This is a genomic window from Autumnicola tepida, assembly GCF_031846485.1.
In the GTDB taxonomy this organism is placed as follows: domain Bacteria; phylum Bacteroidota; class Bacteroidia; order Flavobacteriales; family Flavobacteriaceae; genus Autumnicola; species Autumnicola tepida.
In genome coordinates this window covers 20,145-35,887 of sequence record NZ_JAVRHQ010000022.1, presented here as the reverse complement: position 1 = coordinate 35,887, position 15,743 = coordinate 20,145, and the positions used below count along the sequence as shown (strand labels likewise).

The window sequence follows — 15,743 nt, the reverse complement described above, 5'->3', positions numbered from 1 at the left end:
TTTACCAACGGGCTTTTAGATATACGTTTGGAAAAATTTTTTTATTTACTTTCCCTGTCAATAAGAGCGGGAAGTTGATCTATATACATTCTTTGATAGTTTGGCTTATTCATACCGCTTTCTCCAACAGTTATAAAATTCTTACCGGCTTTCATAGATGCCTCACCTTTCTTCATCACCTGCGCCCGTCCAAGAATGTTATTAATTGCTGCCTCTAAAAGAGGTTCTGAAGCTTCTCCTAAATTTCCAAAATTGTTTAAATCTTCAGACAACTTTATATCTGGCTCCAGCCCGTCCAGATAATCTGATTTGCCATCTGCATTCGCCGATTTAAAGACCAGCGGCTGAATGGCATAAGTGTGATTTTCACTGGCATTTTCCCGGCTATAATCTGGGCTGTCATATAAAGTGACCGAGGCCTGGAACTTGCCCGTAGTGGTTTCTCCAATTTGAACCACATCAATATAAGGTTCAAGCCCATTAATAACCAGCTCACTGGCAGAAGCCGTACTGGCACTGGTAATTACATAAACCTTAGATAAATTCAGGCTATTGATGGCTTCCTGTGTTCTTATCCTGGAGTCGAACCTGTTTATAAGACTTTCGGCTTGTTGAGCTTCAAAATAAGACTGGTATTCCTCATTCCACTGCTCTTTCATAAAAACTTCTCCTTCAAATTGTCCTGTAATCATACTGGCAAGGTCTACGGCAGATTCTACAGAACCACCGCCGTTATATCGCAAATCGAGTACAAGGTTTGTTACTCCTTCAGCCTTAAAATCGGCAAAAGCAGCATTAAGTTCATCATCAAAATCGCCAATAAAGCTATTGTACATAAGGTATCCTATCTTTTCCAAATCAATTTCAAGGGTTTTAGAGATATACACAGGATTTTCGGTATATTCATTTTTATTTAAAGTAGCCGTTTCATCGGTCATGATAATAGTACCATTCTCAATTCTTCCAACATTGATGGTGAAGGAATCTAAATCCAGTAAATCCGAAATATTGTTGATGGTAAGTTTTTTCCCGTTGATCTCCGTAAAAACCGTGCCCCTGGACAGGCCTGCCTCATCTGCAGCGGTATTTGGCACAACATACCTTAAAAAAGCAAAAATATTGTTGGTGCCACTAATGGAACCAAGGCCAAAATCCATACCTGCTGTACTACTGCTAATTCCTTCAAAACTTTCTTCAAGGGAAATATAATCGTCTGTAAGAAAACTAAACCGGTCTTGAGAAGAAGTTAAATCTTCAAAAAGATCTTCAGGAGAACCATAATTTCTTAAAAAACCGGCTTCTTCAGTATCTGAAGAAAAATAGTCATCAGCTAATTGAGGGATATCAGCTTTATAGAGGTAAATATCATTCATTCCTGAATAAATAAATTCTTCAACTTCAATATCCTCAGCTTCTAAAGAATTTGTTTCCGGATTTTCTGAAGTTTCTTCGGAGGTTTCCGCACGATTATCTTGAGGGAATTCGTTGTCTTTTTCGCAGGATGTAAAAAGGATTCCAAAGAGGGAGAGAGTAATCAAAAATTTAGGAAATTTCATATATTTTTTTCTGGTGTTTTAAAGAGTTGTAAGCCTGAAATTGCAAAGCTAATTGCAATTCAATATTTTACAAGCACTAACTGTGCCACAGTTTTGCCATTCAGAACGCTTCGCGTTAAGAAGTTGGTTAAGAACTTTGGTTTTCCAGGTCCCATTATAAAATTCTGGACTTACCTGTTTTTATACCGCAGCAAACCTTCAACAAAATAATAATCCCCATAAGTAAGAGGTACATCAACTTCTGAATTTTCCGGATGGTGGCCCACGCCATGTTTTAAAAGAAAACCGCCGTTCATGCCTTTATCTGCCAGGTATTCGTCGCTCATCAGGGTATTTAACATAGTCTCTGCCGCCTTGAAGTATTTTTTACTAGCCTTCGTATCCACATACCTGCTGAGTTCCAGCAGGGCAGAGGCCGTAATTGCACCTGCTGAAGAATCGCGTAAAGCATTGAATATATTGGGCGCATTAAAATCCCAGTAGGGAATCATGTCTTTTGGGAGGTTTGGGTTGTTCAGTATAAAATTTGCAATATTTATTGCCTGTTCCAGATATTTGGGATCTTTGGTCTCGCGATAAGCGACTGTAAAACCATATAGTCCCCAGGCCTGCCCCCGGACCCATGCAGATTCATTTGCCGCCCCCTGTGCAGTTCGTTTTTCAATAACTTCACCAGTGTTTTCATTGTAATTTACCACATGATAAGAACTGTGATCTTTTCTGAAGTGGTTTTTTATAGTAGTATTGGCATGAGTAACAGCAATATTTTTAAACTTTGGATCTCCGCTATATTCTGAAGCCCAGAACAGCAATTCCAGGTTCATCATATTATCAATTATCACAATAAAAGAATCCCCTTCTGAATCCCAGGAACGGATCGCCCCAACTTTTTCATTAAACCTTGAAGCTAAAGATTTTGCACTGTTCATTAATATTTCGGGGTAATTTTCCTGGGGATGAATCCTGTTCGCGTTCCCAAAACTGCAAAACATCATAAAACCAAGGTCATGTGTGGAGGTATTGTATTGCTCCTTTTCCAGATCTTTCATAATACGGTCAGCTTCTTTTTTTAAAGCCGGGTCTTCCAGGGCTTCGTAGAGATAAAGCAGTGTGCCGGGATAAAATCCACTTACCCACCATTCAGAACCGCTGGTTTCAAAATGGTTTTCGTTTGGATAATATGTCTTGGGAAATCTTCCTTCAGGAAGTTCTTTAGCCATGTGTTTATATTGATCTGCGGCCAAGTTTAAGGTGGCATCAATCCTATCTTGGGGAATGTGTTTCTGGCTACCACAGGAATAGGTTGAAAATAACAAAGCAGCAAATAATAAAATATTCAGACTAAAATATATGCCGCTTAGGTCGCGTGGCTTGCATTTCTCCATTGTAAAAGGTGTATTTCTGCTTATTGATAATATTTGAAATATAGAAAACGATTTTTTGTTTAAATTCTATTTAAAGCAATTAATAATACGAATACATTAATTTTTTTATAAAAAAACTAAGATAGAAAAAGCTTTTAATATTTCTTCTTTTCCGAAGAATATCCTCTTTTTTCCTATTTTAGGGGAAAAAGAAAAATGACCACCCTTCAAATTGGCTATCCAAAATCAGGAAATTTTTGGCTTTATCAAATACTCCAGCGAATCCTTGAGTATAATGGGCAAGAAACCTCAGGTTTTATTCAGAAGCATCCTATACAGAACCTCGCCAAAGACTGGGAACTAAATTATCCTGAGCAGTCTCTTATAGATATGATAGATATTACCGATTTGCAGGTAAGTTATCGTATAAGCAGTATTTTTAGGATGCCTGTTGAAGATTTTTCTGAATATCTTAAAGAAACCAGCCATGTATGGACGCATTCGCCGGTGTGCAAGCGGAGTGGCGATGTTTTTAACCGGTTTGAAAAGAAGGTTTACATTATAAGGGATCCACGGGACGTGGTAATCTCGGCTTCAAAATATTTTTGCTCAGATTATATGCAGAAGTATTTTCCGCAGGAAGAAAAAGAGCCGGAAAAATATTTGGAGAAGCATTTTGACCGAATTATGGAAGAATGGGTGTGGCATGTGTGGGATCATTTGAGGCTGAGTAAAAAATTCAACATCCATATTTGCTTTTTTGAAGGTTTTCGGGGAAATTTCCAGGAGGAGCTTTGCCAGCTTCTTGATTACCTGGAAGTCGATTTAAGCAAAGAACAGAGACAGCAGCTTGAAAATGCGGTAAGTTTTAAAAAGTTAAAACAGGAAAACCCGAAGCATTTGCGTAAAGGTACTTCAGGCTATTGGAAAGAGCAGCTATCGCAATACCACAAGGAAAGGGCAATACAATTAGCTGGACCCTTACTGGGACACCTGGGATATTCGGGAATTAAAAACTCTGGCCTAAACAGGAATTTTTCACATTGGGATTTTGAAGCACTGAAAGAAGAAATTATCTCTGCCCGGCAACCGCTGGTCTAAATTACCAAACCCCCAGTTGCCTGCCAATTGTTTTTAATTGGCCAATATGGTAACCGGTATGGTGCAAAATGGTCATAGCGGCCCATGAGATGCTTTTGCCATTTTTCTGAACTTTGAAAAGCTCCGTATCAGGATTATCTACAATTTGAATTACTTCCAGCAGTTCGGTTTCGTATTCATCAATGGCAGCATCCCATTCTTTCCTGGTTTGGGGTTGATGATTTTCCGGCCAGTGCGCATCTGGCCAGACATTTGCGTGGTGGGCAGGATCTTTCATAAAATTTAATAGCGCTTTTTGTCTTGCTCTAATATGTCCTAACAAAATCCAGGCTGAGAAATGTAGCCCGTTTAGAATAACTCCGCTTTTGTCGTACGAGAATTCCCGGAGTAAAATAACGTTAGGAGCGAATCCTCCTTCAAGAAGTTCTGAAATCTGCTGCCTTACCAGGTGTTCATTCATCTAAATAAGTTTTAAGTTTCAAAATACTAAATTAATAGGAGCAGGAATTTTGGCTTTAGTAAATATTAACATTGTTCTGCTCGGGAATGCTGTTGCTTAGCAAAGCGTTTTATTTGTTTTTTCAGTTCAATCTGGTCTTACTTTTTTGCTGTACCGGAACGGTAATGAATCTTTATAATTATAATGAAACCCGGCCTGCATTGGAGTAGTGCAGGTGCAGGATTTCTTTTTTATAATTTTTCTTTTCTGTTTGCGAATAATTTTTAGATTAAAACGGAACTAAAAAAGCATCCGGAATAATGAAGAAAGATAATACAGAGGTACAGGAAAAATCAGTAAACAGGGAGGTTGCCCAAAAAGCAGAATTTCGCGTGGTGGGACTGTCGCGAAGCGGGAACCATGCTATAATAAACTGGATTTTAAATCAAATAAACGGCAGGTATTGTTATTTAAATTGTACCGAACCTAAGCATAACCCTTTTCTAACAGCCAGGCCTTTAAGTGAAGAAGGAAAAGTTTACCAGACCAATATTCCAGATTTTAACCTAAAGCAGGAGCAGGCAGGAGAGTTTTCACAAAAGGATTACCTGCTTTATAATCATGAAGATTGTTTCCTGGGCCCATTACAAAAAACTGAAAAAAAAGGAATAAATGAAAACTGGCTGGGGGCATCCAGAGAGAAACGTAATGTCCTTATTTTACGAGATCCTTTTAACCTGTTTGCCAGCAGGATAAAGGCGGGGCTTCTTAGGGGACATTATCCCGGACATGGCGCCAAACCTATTTCTGTTCAAACTTTACAGCGCATTTACAAGCAGCATGCACGGGAATTTCTGAATAATAAATACTTGAAGAACAAGGTGCTTATAAATTATAACTCTTGGACTTCCAGTGCCAGTTATCGTAAGGAGGTCGCGGAGAAGCTGGGAATCAGTTTTTCTGATGAAGGTTTAAGGGAAGTAACAAAAGTTGCCGGTGGAAGTTCCTTCGATGGAACCAGATTTTCTGGAGAAGCACATAAAATGAACCTGCATGACAGGTGGAAAAAATTTGCTGAGGATAAGGAATACTGGGAGATGTTTGATCCTGAAATGATAAATTTAACCGTTAAGATCTTTGGAAGGATCCCTCCTGTTGCTTTTGCTGAAGCTAATATTCTTTCTTCCTAACATGAAAGATAACAATGAATTAAAGTTGAGTTAAAATTCTTGCTGGAAAAGGGGAATTTAGGGCTAATATCTTTCTTAATTAATGTTAAAATTTTTCTTTATTATTTAAAGCTAATATAAGTAATTGAAATTCAGGTCATTTCAGGTGAAAAGCAAGATTTGTAGATAAAGTGTATTTCCGTTAACTTCATAAAAAATATTATAAGCCCCCGAGTTATGGAAATTTCCAATGATGTTTATGTACTTGGCCTTTTAAAAGATGGAATGGCATATACCGAAATTATCAGGAATTCCTCAAAAGAGCATTGGGAAAAACTGCTAAAGTATCAGCTGGTACGTACAGATGCTTCAGGTAAGGTTTATCTTACTGAAAAAGGAAAAGTGGCCAGGGTTATAGGTCTTAAAAAATTTTTAAGAGCTGAAGAATTGGAAACAGAAATGAAACATTTCGACCTTAACAAAATTTCTTTACATAATAAGCTGTTGGCCATTACTGCCATTGGCCTGTTGCTTTTACTTATTTACCTCCTGTGGAGCCATGGTACTATTCTTTGATTTTCACCAGCTGCCGTCTTTACTTTTTCTTTATTTACTTCCCTTACAGATAAACCTGCACTGGTAATTGTGGATTTTAGAAGGATCCTTTCCTACTTTCAGATGTATAAAATTCAACAGAATTGTTATAGATGTGATTTGTATATAGTTATTTTGTTAAATTAGGCGTAATGGCTTCTCTTGCAGTAAAATTTGCATCAAAAATTGCCAATTATAACTAATTAAACAATCAACCAATGAATAATACCAACGCCTTCGGGATTACAGAACTTTTGCACCAGGAGACCTATCTGGCTAACGGAGATCTGAAGACATGGGAAGGAAAAAAAGATGAAGTTTATTCTACAATATCTTCAACAGAAAACTACAATAAAACTTTGCTGGGAACCGTACCGCATATGGATGAATCCGCAGCGCTGGAAGTCCTGGATTATGCCTGTGCAGCTTATGACAAGGGGAAGGGGGAATGGCCAACTGCAAAGGTTTCCTACCGCATTAAATGTATGGAAGATTTTGTAGTTCAAATGAAAAAGGAGCGTGAAAAGGTAGTGAAATATCTAATGTGGGAAATTGGTAAATCGCTTCCGGATTCCCAAAAGGAGTTTGACAGGACAGTAGAGTATATATACGATACCATAGAAGATTACAAGCAGCTGGACAGGGACAGCGCGAAATTTTCCAAACGCGATAATGTAAATGCCCACATAAGGCGCGGCCCGTTAGGAGTGGTATTATGCCTTGGCCCTTACAATTATCCTTTAAATGAAACTTTTGCTTTGCTTATCCCGGCTTTAATTATGGGCAATACGGTGGTTTTTAAACCCGCAAAACATGGAGTACTGTTGCTTTCCCCATTGCTGGAGGCATTCAGGTCCAGCTTTCCCAGGGGAGTGGTGAATATTATTTACGGCAGGGGCAGGGAAGTGGCAGCCCCTATTATGGCAACAGGCAGGATAGACGTTCTGGCCCTTATTGGCAACAGTAAATCTGCCATAGCCCTGCAGGATCAGCATCCGCATAAGAATAGGCTAAGGCTGGTGCTGGGGCTGGAGGCAAAAAATCCTGCTATTATTTTGCCGGATGCGGACCTGGACCTGGCGATACAGGAATGCATATCCGGAACGCTCTCTTTCAATGGGCAACGATGTACCGCCCTTAAGATTATTCATGTTCATGAAGATATAAGGGAAGAATTCAATAGCCGCTTCGCGAAAAAAGTAGATGAACTTAAGTTTGGTAATCCCTGGGAGGAGAAGGTTCAGCTTACTCCGCTTCCCGAACCGGAAAAGCCAACGTACATCCAGGAACTTATTGATGATGCCCGGGAAAAAGGTGCAAAGATCCTGAATGAGAAAGGCGGTGAAATTTCAGAAAATTATATCTATCCTGCCGTGCTTTATCCTGTTACTACAGAAATGCGGGTGTACCAGGAAGAACAGTTTGGGCCGGTAATTCCTGTTAAGCCTTTCAATTCTATCGAGAACCTGCTGGATGAAATCGCAGATTCCAATTACGGGCAGCAGGTGAGCCTCTTTGGAAAGGATATTGAACAACTGGCGCCGCTTATAGACACCCTTGTAAATTTGGTTTGCAGGGTAAACCTGAACAGTTCCTGCCAGCGAGGGCCTGATGTTTTCCCGTTTACCGGAAGAAAGGATTCCGCTGTAGGCACTCTCAGTGTGCATGATGCGCTGCGTTCCTTTTCCATTCGTACTTTTGTGGCGTCCAAAGACAACCCATACAACAATGCAATCCTTCAGGAATTACTTTCCAGTGATAAATCCCATTTTGTAAGTACCGATTATATTCTTTAAAAAACAGAAAAGCCTGCCGCAGATTTTTGTCGCAGGCTTTTTTTAATCTATTCAACAGGAAAATCAAAATAGGTGTCGGGATGTGGTTCATTTCGGTACGTATAATGCCACCATTCTTCAGAGTAGGGCCTGAAGCCATGCCTGCTCATAACATTCTTGAGTAATTGCCGGTTTTCTTTTTGTTCTTTTGTGGGCTTTTGGCTATTGTGATGGGAAATACTTCCGAAGAAATCAAAAGGGCTGCCCATATCGATTTCCTCTTCTGTACTGGCATCTACAATAGTAAGGTCTACCGTGCTTCCGCGGGAATGTCCTGAATGGGTGGCGATATATCCTTTGCTAAAAAGATTCCTTTTTTTGACATCGGGATAAAATTCTTGCTTGGCCAGGGTATCCTTTTCATTTTTTGCCCAGTTTACAAAATTATTTACGGCAGACTGGGGCCTGTAGGCATCGAAAATTTTAAGGCAATATCCTTCCTTCAGCAAATCCTCCTGTACCTTTTTAAGCGCCATAGCAGCAGGTTTGGTTAAAATTGCCTTTGGTGCATTATAGGATTCCACGGTCCTGCCCATAAAATTGTGCTCCCCGGCATATCTTATTTCTTCCAGTACATCGGGAATAACATCTTTTACATACACAAAATTATCGGGCAATCTGGCAGAAGGCGCATGCATATATTTGGGCAAGCAGATGAGGCTTAAGAAGAGGACGAGAAATTTCATCAATATAGTTTTGGACTAATCTAATTAATATTTTCTTCTGAAGCTTTTATTCGTGTAAACTATTGTTTTTAGAAATCCAGATCGTTGAATAAACACGCTTTTTTCTTCGAAGGATTCAAAAGGAACATTGTAGCAAAAAAGGGCGGTACTTCCTTAAAGCTCTGCTACAGATGCAGTGAACAACCAGAGATTTGCTTTAAAACAGTTACTTCGTTGGTTAAAGGAGGTTTAAATAAACTTTTGGCGTCTATGGTGAGCCAAAAGTATTTAAATCATCAAAAGTACTTTCAACTACTTTTTTAAAGGTATTGGCATCATTTACCACCATGCAAGGGAAGGTTTAAAGTAGATTAGCTTTATAAATCATCAATCCTTAAACGTAAATTATTAATTCTTAAAAAATGATATTATGAAAAACTTAATTCTATTATTGACTTTGTTAGCTGTATGTACTTATGGAAACGCCCAGAATGATCAGGAAATAACCCAGCTGGAAGAAGCAAAGGTTGGATTTGCTCCTTTGGATGCGAAAATTGTAAGAATGGGAAATTCTTTTTCCTATAAAGTGAAAGAACAATTTGCGGGAGAATTTGTAAGAAATCCCATCGGCTTTATGAATGCCAATTTTGATATTAACAACTTTATAGCGGAGGTGGATAACAGGAGTTACGACAGCTATATAATTACCTTTGAAAACGGCAATGGCTATCTTCAGGCCGATTTTGATAAAGATGGGAACCTGGAAAGGACTTTTCAGAAATTTAAAGATATTCCTCTGCCTACAGAAATTTCCCGTGCTGTACTGAGAGATCATAAAGGCTGGACTATTACTAAAAACAAACTTGTGGCCCGTGGTACAGGTGAATATTTAGACAAAGCAACTTATCGCATGAAGCTGGAAAAGGATGGGGAGAAAAAGCGTATTAAAATTGATGGCAGAGAAGAAGGCATTGCAGGTTTGGCAAGCAATTAGAAATCTTAATTACTAAATTCAATCTTATAAGCGCTACCGGAATTTTTTTCCGGTAGCTTTTTTAGGTTCAGATTTTAGATAATAAACGGTTATTTTAATTGGAAAATATTGAAATTAGTAAAATAAACCTTTCAGGATTAGTATTTTATGAGAGCACTTATTGTTGACGACGAAGAACTTGCCAGAAGAAGGATTGTGAATCTTCTGGAAGAGGTGAGCGAAATTAAAATCATAGGAGAATGTACCAACGGGCAAACGGCTATAGCAGAAATTAATTCCCTTAAACCCGAACTTGTTTTTCTGGATATCAGCATGAAGGACATGAATGGGTTTGAAGTTTTGCAAAAAGTGGAAATTAAGCCTAAGCCCATTGTAATCTTTGTGACTGCTTACGATAATTATGCTTTAAAAGCTTTTGATGTGGAGGCTTTTGATTTCCTGCTGAAGCCATTTAAAGATCAGCGGTTCTTTAAAACAATCGATAAAATCCTGAAAACCACAAAAACAGAAGCAGATTTGCATTTTGAAAAACGCATGATGGAATTGTTCCATACCTATACCAAATCTTCTTCAAACCTTAAAAGCGCCAATAAAATAGCCATTAAACAGGGCAATAAAACAGCGCTTATCGACCCGCATAAAATTCTTTACATCCTGGCTTCGGGCTATTATGCTGAAATTTATACTGATAATAATAAGTACCTTTTAAGGGAATCCCTTAATACTTTGGCTGAAAACCTGGATAGCGATAGCTTTTTACGTATTCACAGGTCCAGTATTATTAACCTGGAATATATACAGGAAATTGTTCATTCTGAATTTTCTGAAATTGATGCCAGGATGATTGACGACAAACTCCTGCGGGTAAGCAAGTCCCATAAGGAAGAATTTTTGGAAAAAATTGGAATTTAAATGACTATCACTACAATCCGCAAGAAATACATAGATATTAAACTCGTCCTGCTTCTGGCAGGTTTTTATCTGTTATTTGATATTGTCCTAATTGCCAAAGTAGCTTACATGCAAGCAGTTGTGCTGCATGACCAGTATTTTTCCTGGGGTTCCTTTCTTATTCATAATATTTTACTGGATTATATTATTGTGGTAAGCTACATGACCATTATAGCGATAAGTACCAAACGATTTTTAAATAAGAATTACTCCTGGGTCAGGATTATTACTTTTCATACAATATTATCCATTTTAATAGGGATGGTAATTCGCCTTGTGCTCGATTTTTATACCATCTTAACCGGGCAGCAAACCCTGGCAGAGTACGATTTTAGGGAAAGCGTGTATGCCTTCATGTTTGTTATCGATTTAAATTTCCTTATCTATTTTGCAATGGTGTTTATTGTCTACACCTACTACTACCTTAAGCAGGTTAAGCAGGCTGAAAAAAGACATATTAAACTGGAAAGCCAGATTGTAAATGCCCGTATGAGAATGCTATCTTCCCAACTACAACCACATTTTCTTTTTAATACCCTTAATTCTATTTCAGTTTTAACAGATGTGGATGCAGGCAAAGCCAAAGATACTATTGCCGATTTAAGCGATTTCTTACGGGAAATTCTATATAAAAGCGATAGCAATGTGATCATATTAGATGAAGAACTGCGTATCCTGGAGTATTATCTTAATATTCTGCACGTAAGATTTTCAGATCATCTAAACATCACTAAAGAAATTGAAGAATCGTTCCGGTATAAAAAAGTACCCGCTTTGCTGTTGCAGCCTTTAATAGAAAACTCCATTAAACACGGTTACTCCTACGACCATACAGATCTTCACATCAATATTGCCGTTTTCAGCGAACAAAAAAAGTTTATCCTGAAAATAACCAATAACGGGGCTTCAATAACTGAAACCCATGCGCAGTTAATGGAAAAAGGGGTAGGGCTGAGGAATATTGATGACAGGTTGAAGAACCTGTACGGCAAAGATTATCACTTCGAAATCCGGAACAGGGAAAATCAGCGGGGTGTCGAAACCATTATAGAAATTCCGTTATAGGCTCTTAATTATGAAAGATTAGATATTCTAAAGGCTCAATCTCTGCCCGTCTTTACTGGCAGATTCATAAATTTTTTCCACAATAACAATATCCTTTAAACCTTCTTCCCCGGGAACAAGTACAGGGCGGTTGTTAATAATAGCCAGGGCATCATCATCCATTTGCACCGCCTGCTGGTTTTTCCCAAAGGGTTCCAGAATCGTTCCATCACTCGCCCTGCCTTTAACCCCCGAATATGCCTGGAACGGGTCCAGATAGTAGCCGCCGTTGGCGCAGTTAATATCCAGCCGGTTCATGTTCTCTCCAAAACTGGTACGGCAGTGTGCGGTGATGCCTTCCGGAAATTCAAGGGTGAAAATGGTGGTTTCATCTACTTCATCAAACATTTCCGGCCGGCTGGTTGTTTGGGTGGCACTCACCGCAACAGGCTCCATTCCGGTAGAATACCTGGCGCCGTTTAAAGAATATACGCCCATATCGTACATGGCACCGCCGCCCATTTCTTTATCCAGCCGCCAGGGGCTAATATTTGTTCCATAAAAACCAGCATTGGCTTTTAATCCCTTAATTGCCCCAAAAGGTTTGGTTTCTGCCCATTTCATAATAGTTTGGGTGTTTGCCTCATGTTGCATCCTGTAACCTATAGAAAGCTTAACTTTGTTTTTGTTGCAGGCATCAATTATAGAACGGCATTCTTCTGCGGTTTTCGCCATGGGTTTTTCGCACCAGACATGTTTTCCCGCGTTAGCAGCTTTAATGGCATATTCCGCATGCATGCTATTGGGAAGCACAACGTAAATAACATCAATATCATTGTTGTTGGCGATGCTATCCATATTTTCATAATTGTAAACGTTAGCGTCTTTAATGCCATATTGTTTTTGCCACTTCGGAATTTTCTCCGGGCTGCCGGTTACAATACCTCTTAATTCACAGTAATCTGTTTTCTGCAGTGCCGGAGCGAGAAGGTTTGTGCTGTAATAGCCAAGTCCCACCAGTGCCACTCCAAGTTTTTTTGCAGGTTGAGCTGCAAGCAATCCCGGGTAAGGCAGCGTAGCAGCTGCCAGGAATAATCCCGATTTTTTTATAAAAGTCCGCCTGTTTTCCATAGCCTTAAATTTTAGGTTCAGTAAGTTAAAGAATTTAAGTGAATGTTACTACCACAAAATTTTTTAGGGTAAAAGCAACAAATTATTAACGATTTCTTGGCTGAAAGCGAAGAGGTAGTAAAGTAATTTTGTTCATCTATTAATTAACCGGAAATCATTTTGTCCTACTACTCAATGCAATTCAAAAATTGGCCATTTGTCACACTTTTAATTCTTTCGCTGACGGGATTTTCCTGTTCCAACGACATGGAAAAGGTAGAGCAACCACTGGAAAAAAATCAGGTTTCAGATACTATCATGTCCACACCAAAGAGAGCAGAGCCAATAAAAGAAAAAAGGTTGGCCATCAGCTACAGTTTAGATTCTTTAAAAACACTGGAAGCCCTGGATACTCTTAAGGTACGATATAATAAGGACGAAAGGGCAACAATTTTTGCGCTTAACCGTATTGAAGAATATCGCGTTCAGCCAGGGATTCCTGTTATTATACCTGATACTATAAGCCAGGATTTTCTGATTTACAGCCCTTTTCCAAAGGAACTTCCTCTTTTGGATTCTATTCCTAAAGCGGTGCTTATTGCGCAAAGAATTCAGGGTTTTGCATTATATGAATCGGGCAAGCTCATCCATTGGGGGCCGGTGAGCTCCGGAAAGAAATCCACACCCACGCCAAACGGACTTCATTATGGCAATTATAAAGCTAAAAGAAAGGTGAGTACTGTGAATGATGCCTGGATATTGCCATACTATTTTAATTTTCTCAATTTTGAAGGAGTAGGAGTACACCAGTATAATATGCCCGGCTTTCCTGCCAGCCACGCCTGTGTTCGTTTAAAAATGGATGACGCTAAATTTATCTACGATTGGGCAGATATGTGGCAGTTAGAAAATGACACAATTAAACATAACGGGACGCCCTTCATGGTTTTTGGAGAATATGATTTTGATGCTCCCGCGCCATGGTTAAACCTGGCTGATGATTTTAAGGCAGACGATTTGACTGATGAAGAATTACAAACCCTGAAGGACTATGTAGAGCAATATAAAGAAGATCCACGTAACTTCAGGCAGAAGGAAGAAGCGGAAATTCCGGAAACGGAATTAGCCTCTTAAAATTCCTTTTTATCTTAGCTGAAAATTTTAAAATGAAAAGTTTCAGAACAATATCGGGTATTGCATCACTGATTTTATTTTTTGCCTTTGTTGCGGGCGTTAAGGCGCAGGAGACCTTCATAACTGTAAGGGCCAAAGCCAAAGATGCCAAATTTCTCGGTACTTCTATGGGCGGCGCCAGGATTGTTATCAGGAACGCAGGAACAGGCAAGATTTTAGCTGAAGGAATTACCGAAGGCGGCACCGGGAACACTTCAAAAATAATGAAGCAGGCCCATGAACGGAACAAGCCAATAAGTGAAGAAGGTACAGCAGCTTTTACCACGAGCCTGGAATTGGAAAAACCTGTTTTTGTAACTGTTGAAGGCTATGCTCCCCTTAATAGCAAGCAGGCCGCCATCACTTCTTCAACGCAACTCTGGCTTCTTCCGGGCAAAAACATTACAGGGGACGGCATCGTGCTTGAATTCCCGGGATTTGTGGTAGATATTCTCTCCCCGCAAACCCACGAGGCTGTTTCCGCGGCAAAACCGGTTGAAATAAAAGCAAATATTGTTATGATGTGTGGCTGCCCAATTACCGATGGAGGGATATGGAATGCGAACCAGTATGAAATAAAAGCGGTGATTAGCAGCAGTGGAAATCAGGTGAAGGATATTCCTCTTAAAGTTGGAGAAAAATCCAGTACATTTTTTGCAGAAACAAGGCTTAATTCCGGAGTTTATGAAATAATGGTTTACGCCTTTGATCCAGTGACCGGAAACAGCGGCCTGGCTAAAACAAATGTTATAGTAAAATAACCGGGTTGAATATTCTACCAGGCAGTAGTAGCCGGGGTCTTTTTTTCAGCGGCGGTTGTTTATGCCTGCTTCATTTCACTATTTAACAAACCCAGCTCTTCTATGGTTTTAAGCACGCCGTTTTCATTGTTGTCGTGGCTGGTAGTGTATTTGCTGGCACTGATAATCTCAGGGTGAGCGTTTTTCATCGCGTAGCTGTATTTAGCCTTTTGCATCATTTCCAGGTCATTTAGGTAATCTCCAAATACAAGAGTCTCTTCCGGTGAAATATTCAGCTCTTTCTGAACTCCTTCTATGGCATTTCCCTTATTGGCGGTAAAGGCGGTAATATCCAGAAATATTCGCGCAGCCACGGCTACTTTATATTCATCCTGAAATTTTTTGTAATGTGGGTAAGTGTGTTCTTCCACACCTTTAAAGTCACAAATAGTTACTTTTAGTACCGTATCCTCAACTTTTTTCAGGTCATCTACTTTCTTTAGGCGTTTATAATACTTCTGAATTTCACCTATAAACTCTTCATCGTCGCTTTCAACATAAGCAGAAGTTTTTCCGCAAAGCACCAGATGTGCACCTTCAATATTTCTGCCTATCTCAATAAATTCCATTGCTGCTTCTCTCTCCAGTGGATTCACATATAATTCTTTGCCTTTATGGACCACATGAGTACCGTTTTCAGCAAAAAAGAGCATCCGGTCCTTAATTTTTTCAAATTTCGACTCCAGGTTATAAAATTGTCGGCCGCTGGCAACAGAAAACATAATGCCTTTTTCATTAAGTGCTTCTTCGGTTTTCCAGAAATCGGGGTGCAACTCATGCTGGTCATTCAGCAGGGTTCCATCCATATCGGTAACAATTAACTTGATCATAGCCTTGAAATTTAAGGCGCAAAGATATTGTATTAAAGTTGTGCAGGTGTTAATTCCATATCAATTTTATAAGTGGGGCGATAACGAGTATAAATAGGGAGCGAATCTAAGCTTCTGA

15 protein-coding genes are annotated in these 15,743 nt (G+C 39.3%); 9 read left to right on the top strand and 6 right to left on the bottom strand.

The features are described from left to right. Positions 1–41 precede the first annotated feature (41 nt). Complete coding sequence (locus tag RM553_RS15260) at positions 42–1,556, bottom strand: GFO_1087 family putative carboxy terminal peptidase (RefSeq protein WP_311535812.1); 1,515 nt, start codon at positions 1,554–1,556, stop codon at positions 42–44. A gap of 170 nt (positions 1,557–1,726) precedes the next feature. After that, complete coding sequence (locus RM553_RS15255; protein ID WP_311535811.1) at positions 1,727–2,776, bottom strand: YyaL domain-containing protein; 1,050 nt, start codon at positions 2,774–2,776, stop codon at positions 1,727–1,729. Between the two features lie 360 nt (positions 2,777–3,136). Between RM553_RS15255 and RM553_RS15250 the strand changes: the two genes are divergently transcribed. Beyond that, complete coding sequence (locus RM553_RS15250) at positions 3,137–4,021, top strand: sulfotransferase domain-containing protein (RefSeq protein WP_311535810.1); 885 nt, start codon at positions 3,137–3,139, stop codon at positions 4,019–4,021. Between the two features lies 1 nt (position 4,022). Here RM553_RS15250 and RM553_RS15245 read toward each other — a convergent pair whose 3' ends face one another. Beyond that, on the bottom strand, positions 4,023–4,481 hold the full coding sequence (locus RM553_RS15245) for a hypothetical protein (protein ID WP_311535809.1): 459 nt from the start codon (positions 4,479–4,481) through the stop codon (positions 4,023–4,025). Positions 4,482–4,780: 299 nt separating this feature from the next. Here RM553_RS15245 and RM553_RS15240 point away from each other — a divergent pair, with 299 nt between their 5' ends. The 3 genes from RM553_RS15240 (at position 4,781) to RM553_RS15230 (ending at position 8,019) form a co-directional block, all read left to right on the top strand. After that, on the top strand, positions 4,781–5,650 hold the full coding sequence (locus tag RM553_RS15240; RefSeq protein WP_311535808.1) for a hypothetical protein: 870 nt from the start codon (positions 4,781–4,783) through the stop codon (positions 5,648–5,650). Positions 5,651–5,866: 216 nt separating this feature from the next. Beyond that, positions 5,867–6,205 (top strand): hypothetical protein, encoded by a 339-nt coding sequence (locus tag RM553_RS15235; protein WP_311535807.1) that lies wholly within the window; start codon positions 5,867–5,869, stop codon positions 6,203–6,205. Positions 6,206–6,441: 236 nt separating this feature from the next. Then, positions 6,442–8,019, top strand: coding sequence for an NADP-dependent glyceraldehyde-3-phosphate dehydrogenase (locus RM553_RS15230; RefSeq protein WP_311535806.1), 1,578 nt, complete (start codon positions 6,442–6,444; stop codon positions 8,017–8,019). A gap of 47 nt (positions 8,020–8,066) precedes the next feature. Here the strand turns inward: RM553_RS15230 and RM553_RS15225 are convergent, their stop codons facing one another. Beyond that, a complete protein-coding gene (locus tag RM553_RS15225) occupies positions 8,067–8,744 on the bottom strand; it encodes a M15 family metallopeptidase (protein ID WP_311535805.1) in 678 nt (225 codons plus the stop codon). Positions 8,745–9,153: 409 nt separating this feature from the next. Between RM553_RS15225 and RM553_RS15220 the strand changes: the two genes are divergently transcribed. The 3 genes from RM553_RS15220 to RM553_RS15210 all read left to right on the top strand — a co-directional run bounded on the left by RM553_RS15220 (position 9,154) and on the right by RM553_RS15210 (position 11,733). Then, on the top strand, positions 9,154–9,717 hold the full coding sequence (locus RM553_RS15220) for a hypothetical protein (protein ID WP_311535804.1): 564 nt from the start codon (positions 9,154–9,156) through the stop codon (positions 9,715–9,717). 147 nt (positions 9,718–9,864) lie between these two features. Continuing rightward, entirely contained in the window at positions 9,865–10,629 is a 765-nt protein-coding gene (locus tag RM553_RS15215) for a LytR/AlgR family response regulator transcription factor (RefSeq protein ID WP_311535803.1), read from the top strand. Beyond that, positions 10,630–11,733, top strand: a complete 1,104-nt coding sequence (locus RM553_RS15210; protein WP_311535802.1) for a sensor histidine kinase — start codon at positions 10,630–10,632, stop codon at positions 11,731–11,733. A gap of 27 nt (positions 11,734–11,760) precedes the next feature. Here the strand turns inward: RM553_RS15210 and RM553_RS15205 are convergent, their stop codons facing one another. Next, positions 11,761–12,843, bottom strand: coding sequence for a Gfo/Idh/MocA family protein (locus tag RM553_RS15205; protein WP_311535801.1), 1,083 nt, complete (start codon positions 12,841–12,843; stop codon positions 11,761–11,763). 246 nt (positions 12,844–13,089) lie between these two features. Here RM553_RS15205 and RM553_RS15200 point away from each other — a divergent pair, with 246 nt between their 5' ends. Next, on the top strand, positions 13,090–13,956 hold the full coding sequence (locus tag RM553_RS15200) for a L,D-transpeptidase (protein WP_311535800.1): 867 nt from the start codon (positions 13,090–13,092) through the stop codon (positions 13,954–13,956). Positions 13,957–13,988: 32 nt separating this feature from the next. After that, the gene (locus RM553_RS15195) at positions 13,989–14,756 is read left to right on the top strand and encodes a PH domain-containing protein (RefSeq protein WP_311535799.1); all 768 of its coding nucleotides are present in this window, start codon (positions 13,989–13,991) and stop codon (positions 14,754–14,756) included. A gap of 59 nt (positions 14,757–14,815) precedes the next feature. On the opposite strand, the gene RM553_RS15190 is transcribed toward RM553_RS15195, so the two are convergent. Beyond that, positions 14,816–15,625, bottom strand: a complete 810-nt coding sequence (locus RM553_RS15190; protein ID WP_311535798.1) for an HAD family hydrolase — start codon at positions 15,623–15,625, stop codon at positions 14,816–14,818. Between the last annotated feature and the right edge of the window lie 118 nt (positions 15,626–15,743).

Bases quoted from the DNA above. Each gene is read 5' to 3' on its own strand.
- RM553_RS15260 (WP_311535812.1), bottom strand. From the start codon at position 1,556: ATGAAATTTCCTAAATTTTTGATTACTCTCTCCCTCTTTGGAATCCTT.
- RM553_RS15255 (WP_311535811.1), bottom strand. From the start codon at position 2,776: ATGGCTAAAGAACTTCCTGAAGGAAGATTTCCCAAGACATATTATCCA.
- RM553_RS15250 (WP_311535810.1), top strand. From the start codon at position 3,137: ATGACCACCCTTCAAATTGGCTATCCAAAATCAGGAAATTTTTGGCTT.
- RM553_RS15245 (WP_311535809.1), bottom strand. From the start codon at position 4,481: ATGAATGAACACCTGGTAAGGCAGCAGATTTCAGAACTTCTTGAAGGA.
- RM553_RS15240 (WP_311535808.1), top strand. From the start codon at position 4,781: ATGAAGAAAGATAATACAGAGGTACAGGAAAAATCAGTAAACAGGGAG.
- RM553_RS15235 (WP_311535807.1), top strand. From the start codon at position 5,867: ATGGAAATTTCCAATGATGTTTATGTACTTGGCCTTTTAAAAGATGGA.
- RM553_RS15230 (WP_311535806.1), top strand. From the start codon at position 6,442: ATGAATAATACCAACGCCTTCGGGATTACAGAACTTTTGCACCAGGAG.
- RM553_RS15225 (WP_311535805.1), bottom strand. From the start codon at position 8,744: ATGAAATTTCTCGTCCTCTTCTTAAGCCTCATCTGCTTGCCCAAATAT.
- RM553_RS15220 (WP_311535804.1), top strand. From the start codon at position 9,154: ATGAAAAACTTAATTCTATTATTGACTTTGTTAGCTGTATGTACTTAT.
- RM553_RS15215 (WP_311535803.1), top strand. From the start codon at position 9,865: ATGAGAGCACTTATTGTTGACGACGAAGAACTTGCCAGAAGAAGGATT.
- RM553_RS15210 (WP_311535802.1), top strand. From the start codon at position 10,630: ATGACTATCACTACAATCCGCAAGAAATACATAGATATTAAACTCGTC.
- RM553_RS15205 (WP_311535801.1), bottom strand. From the start codon at position 12,843: ATGGAAAACAGGCGGACTTTTATAAAAAAATCGGGATTATTCCTGGCA.
- RM553_RS15200 (WP_311535800.1), top strand. From the start codon at position 13,090: ATGGAAAAGGTAGAGCAACCACTGGAAAAAAATCAGGTTTCAGATACT.
- RM553_RS15195 (WP_311535799.1), top strand. From the start codon at position 13,989: ATGAAAAGTTTCAGAACAATATCGGGTATTGCATCACTGATTTTATTT.
- RM553_RS15190 (WP_311535798.1), bottom strand. From the start codon at position 15,625: ATGATCAAGTTAATTGTTACCGATATGGATGGAACCCTGCTGAATGAC.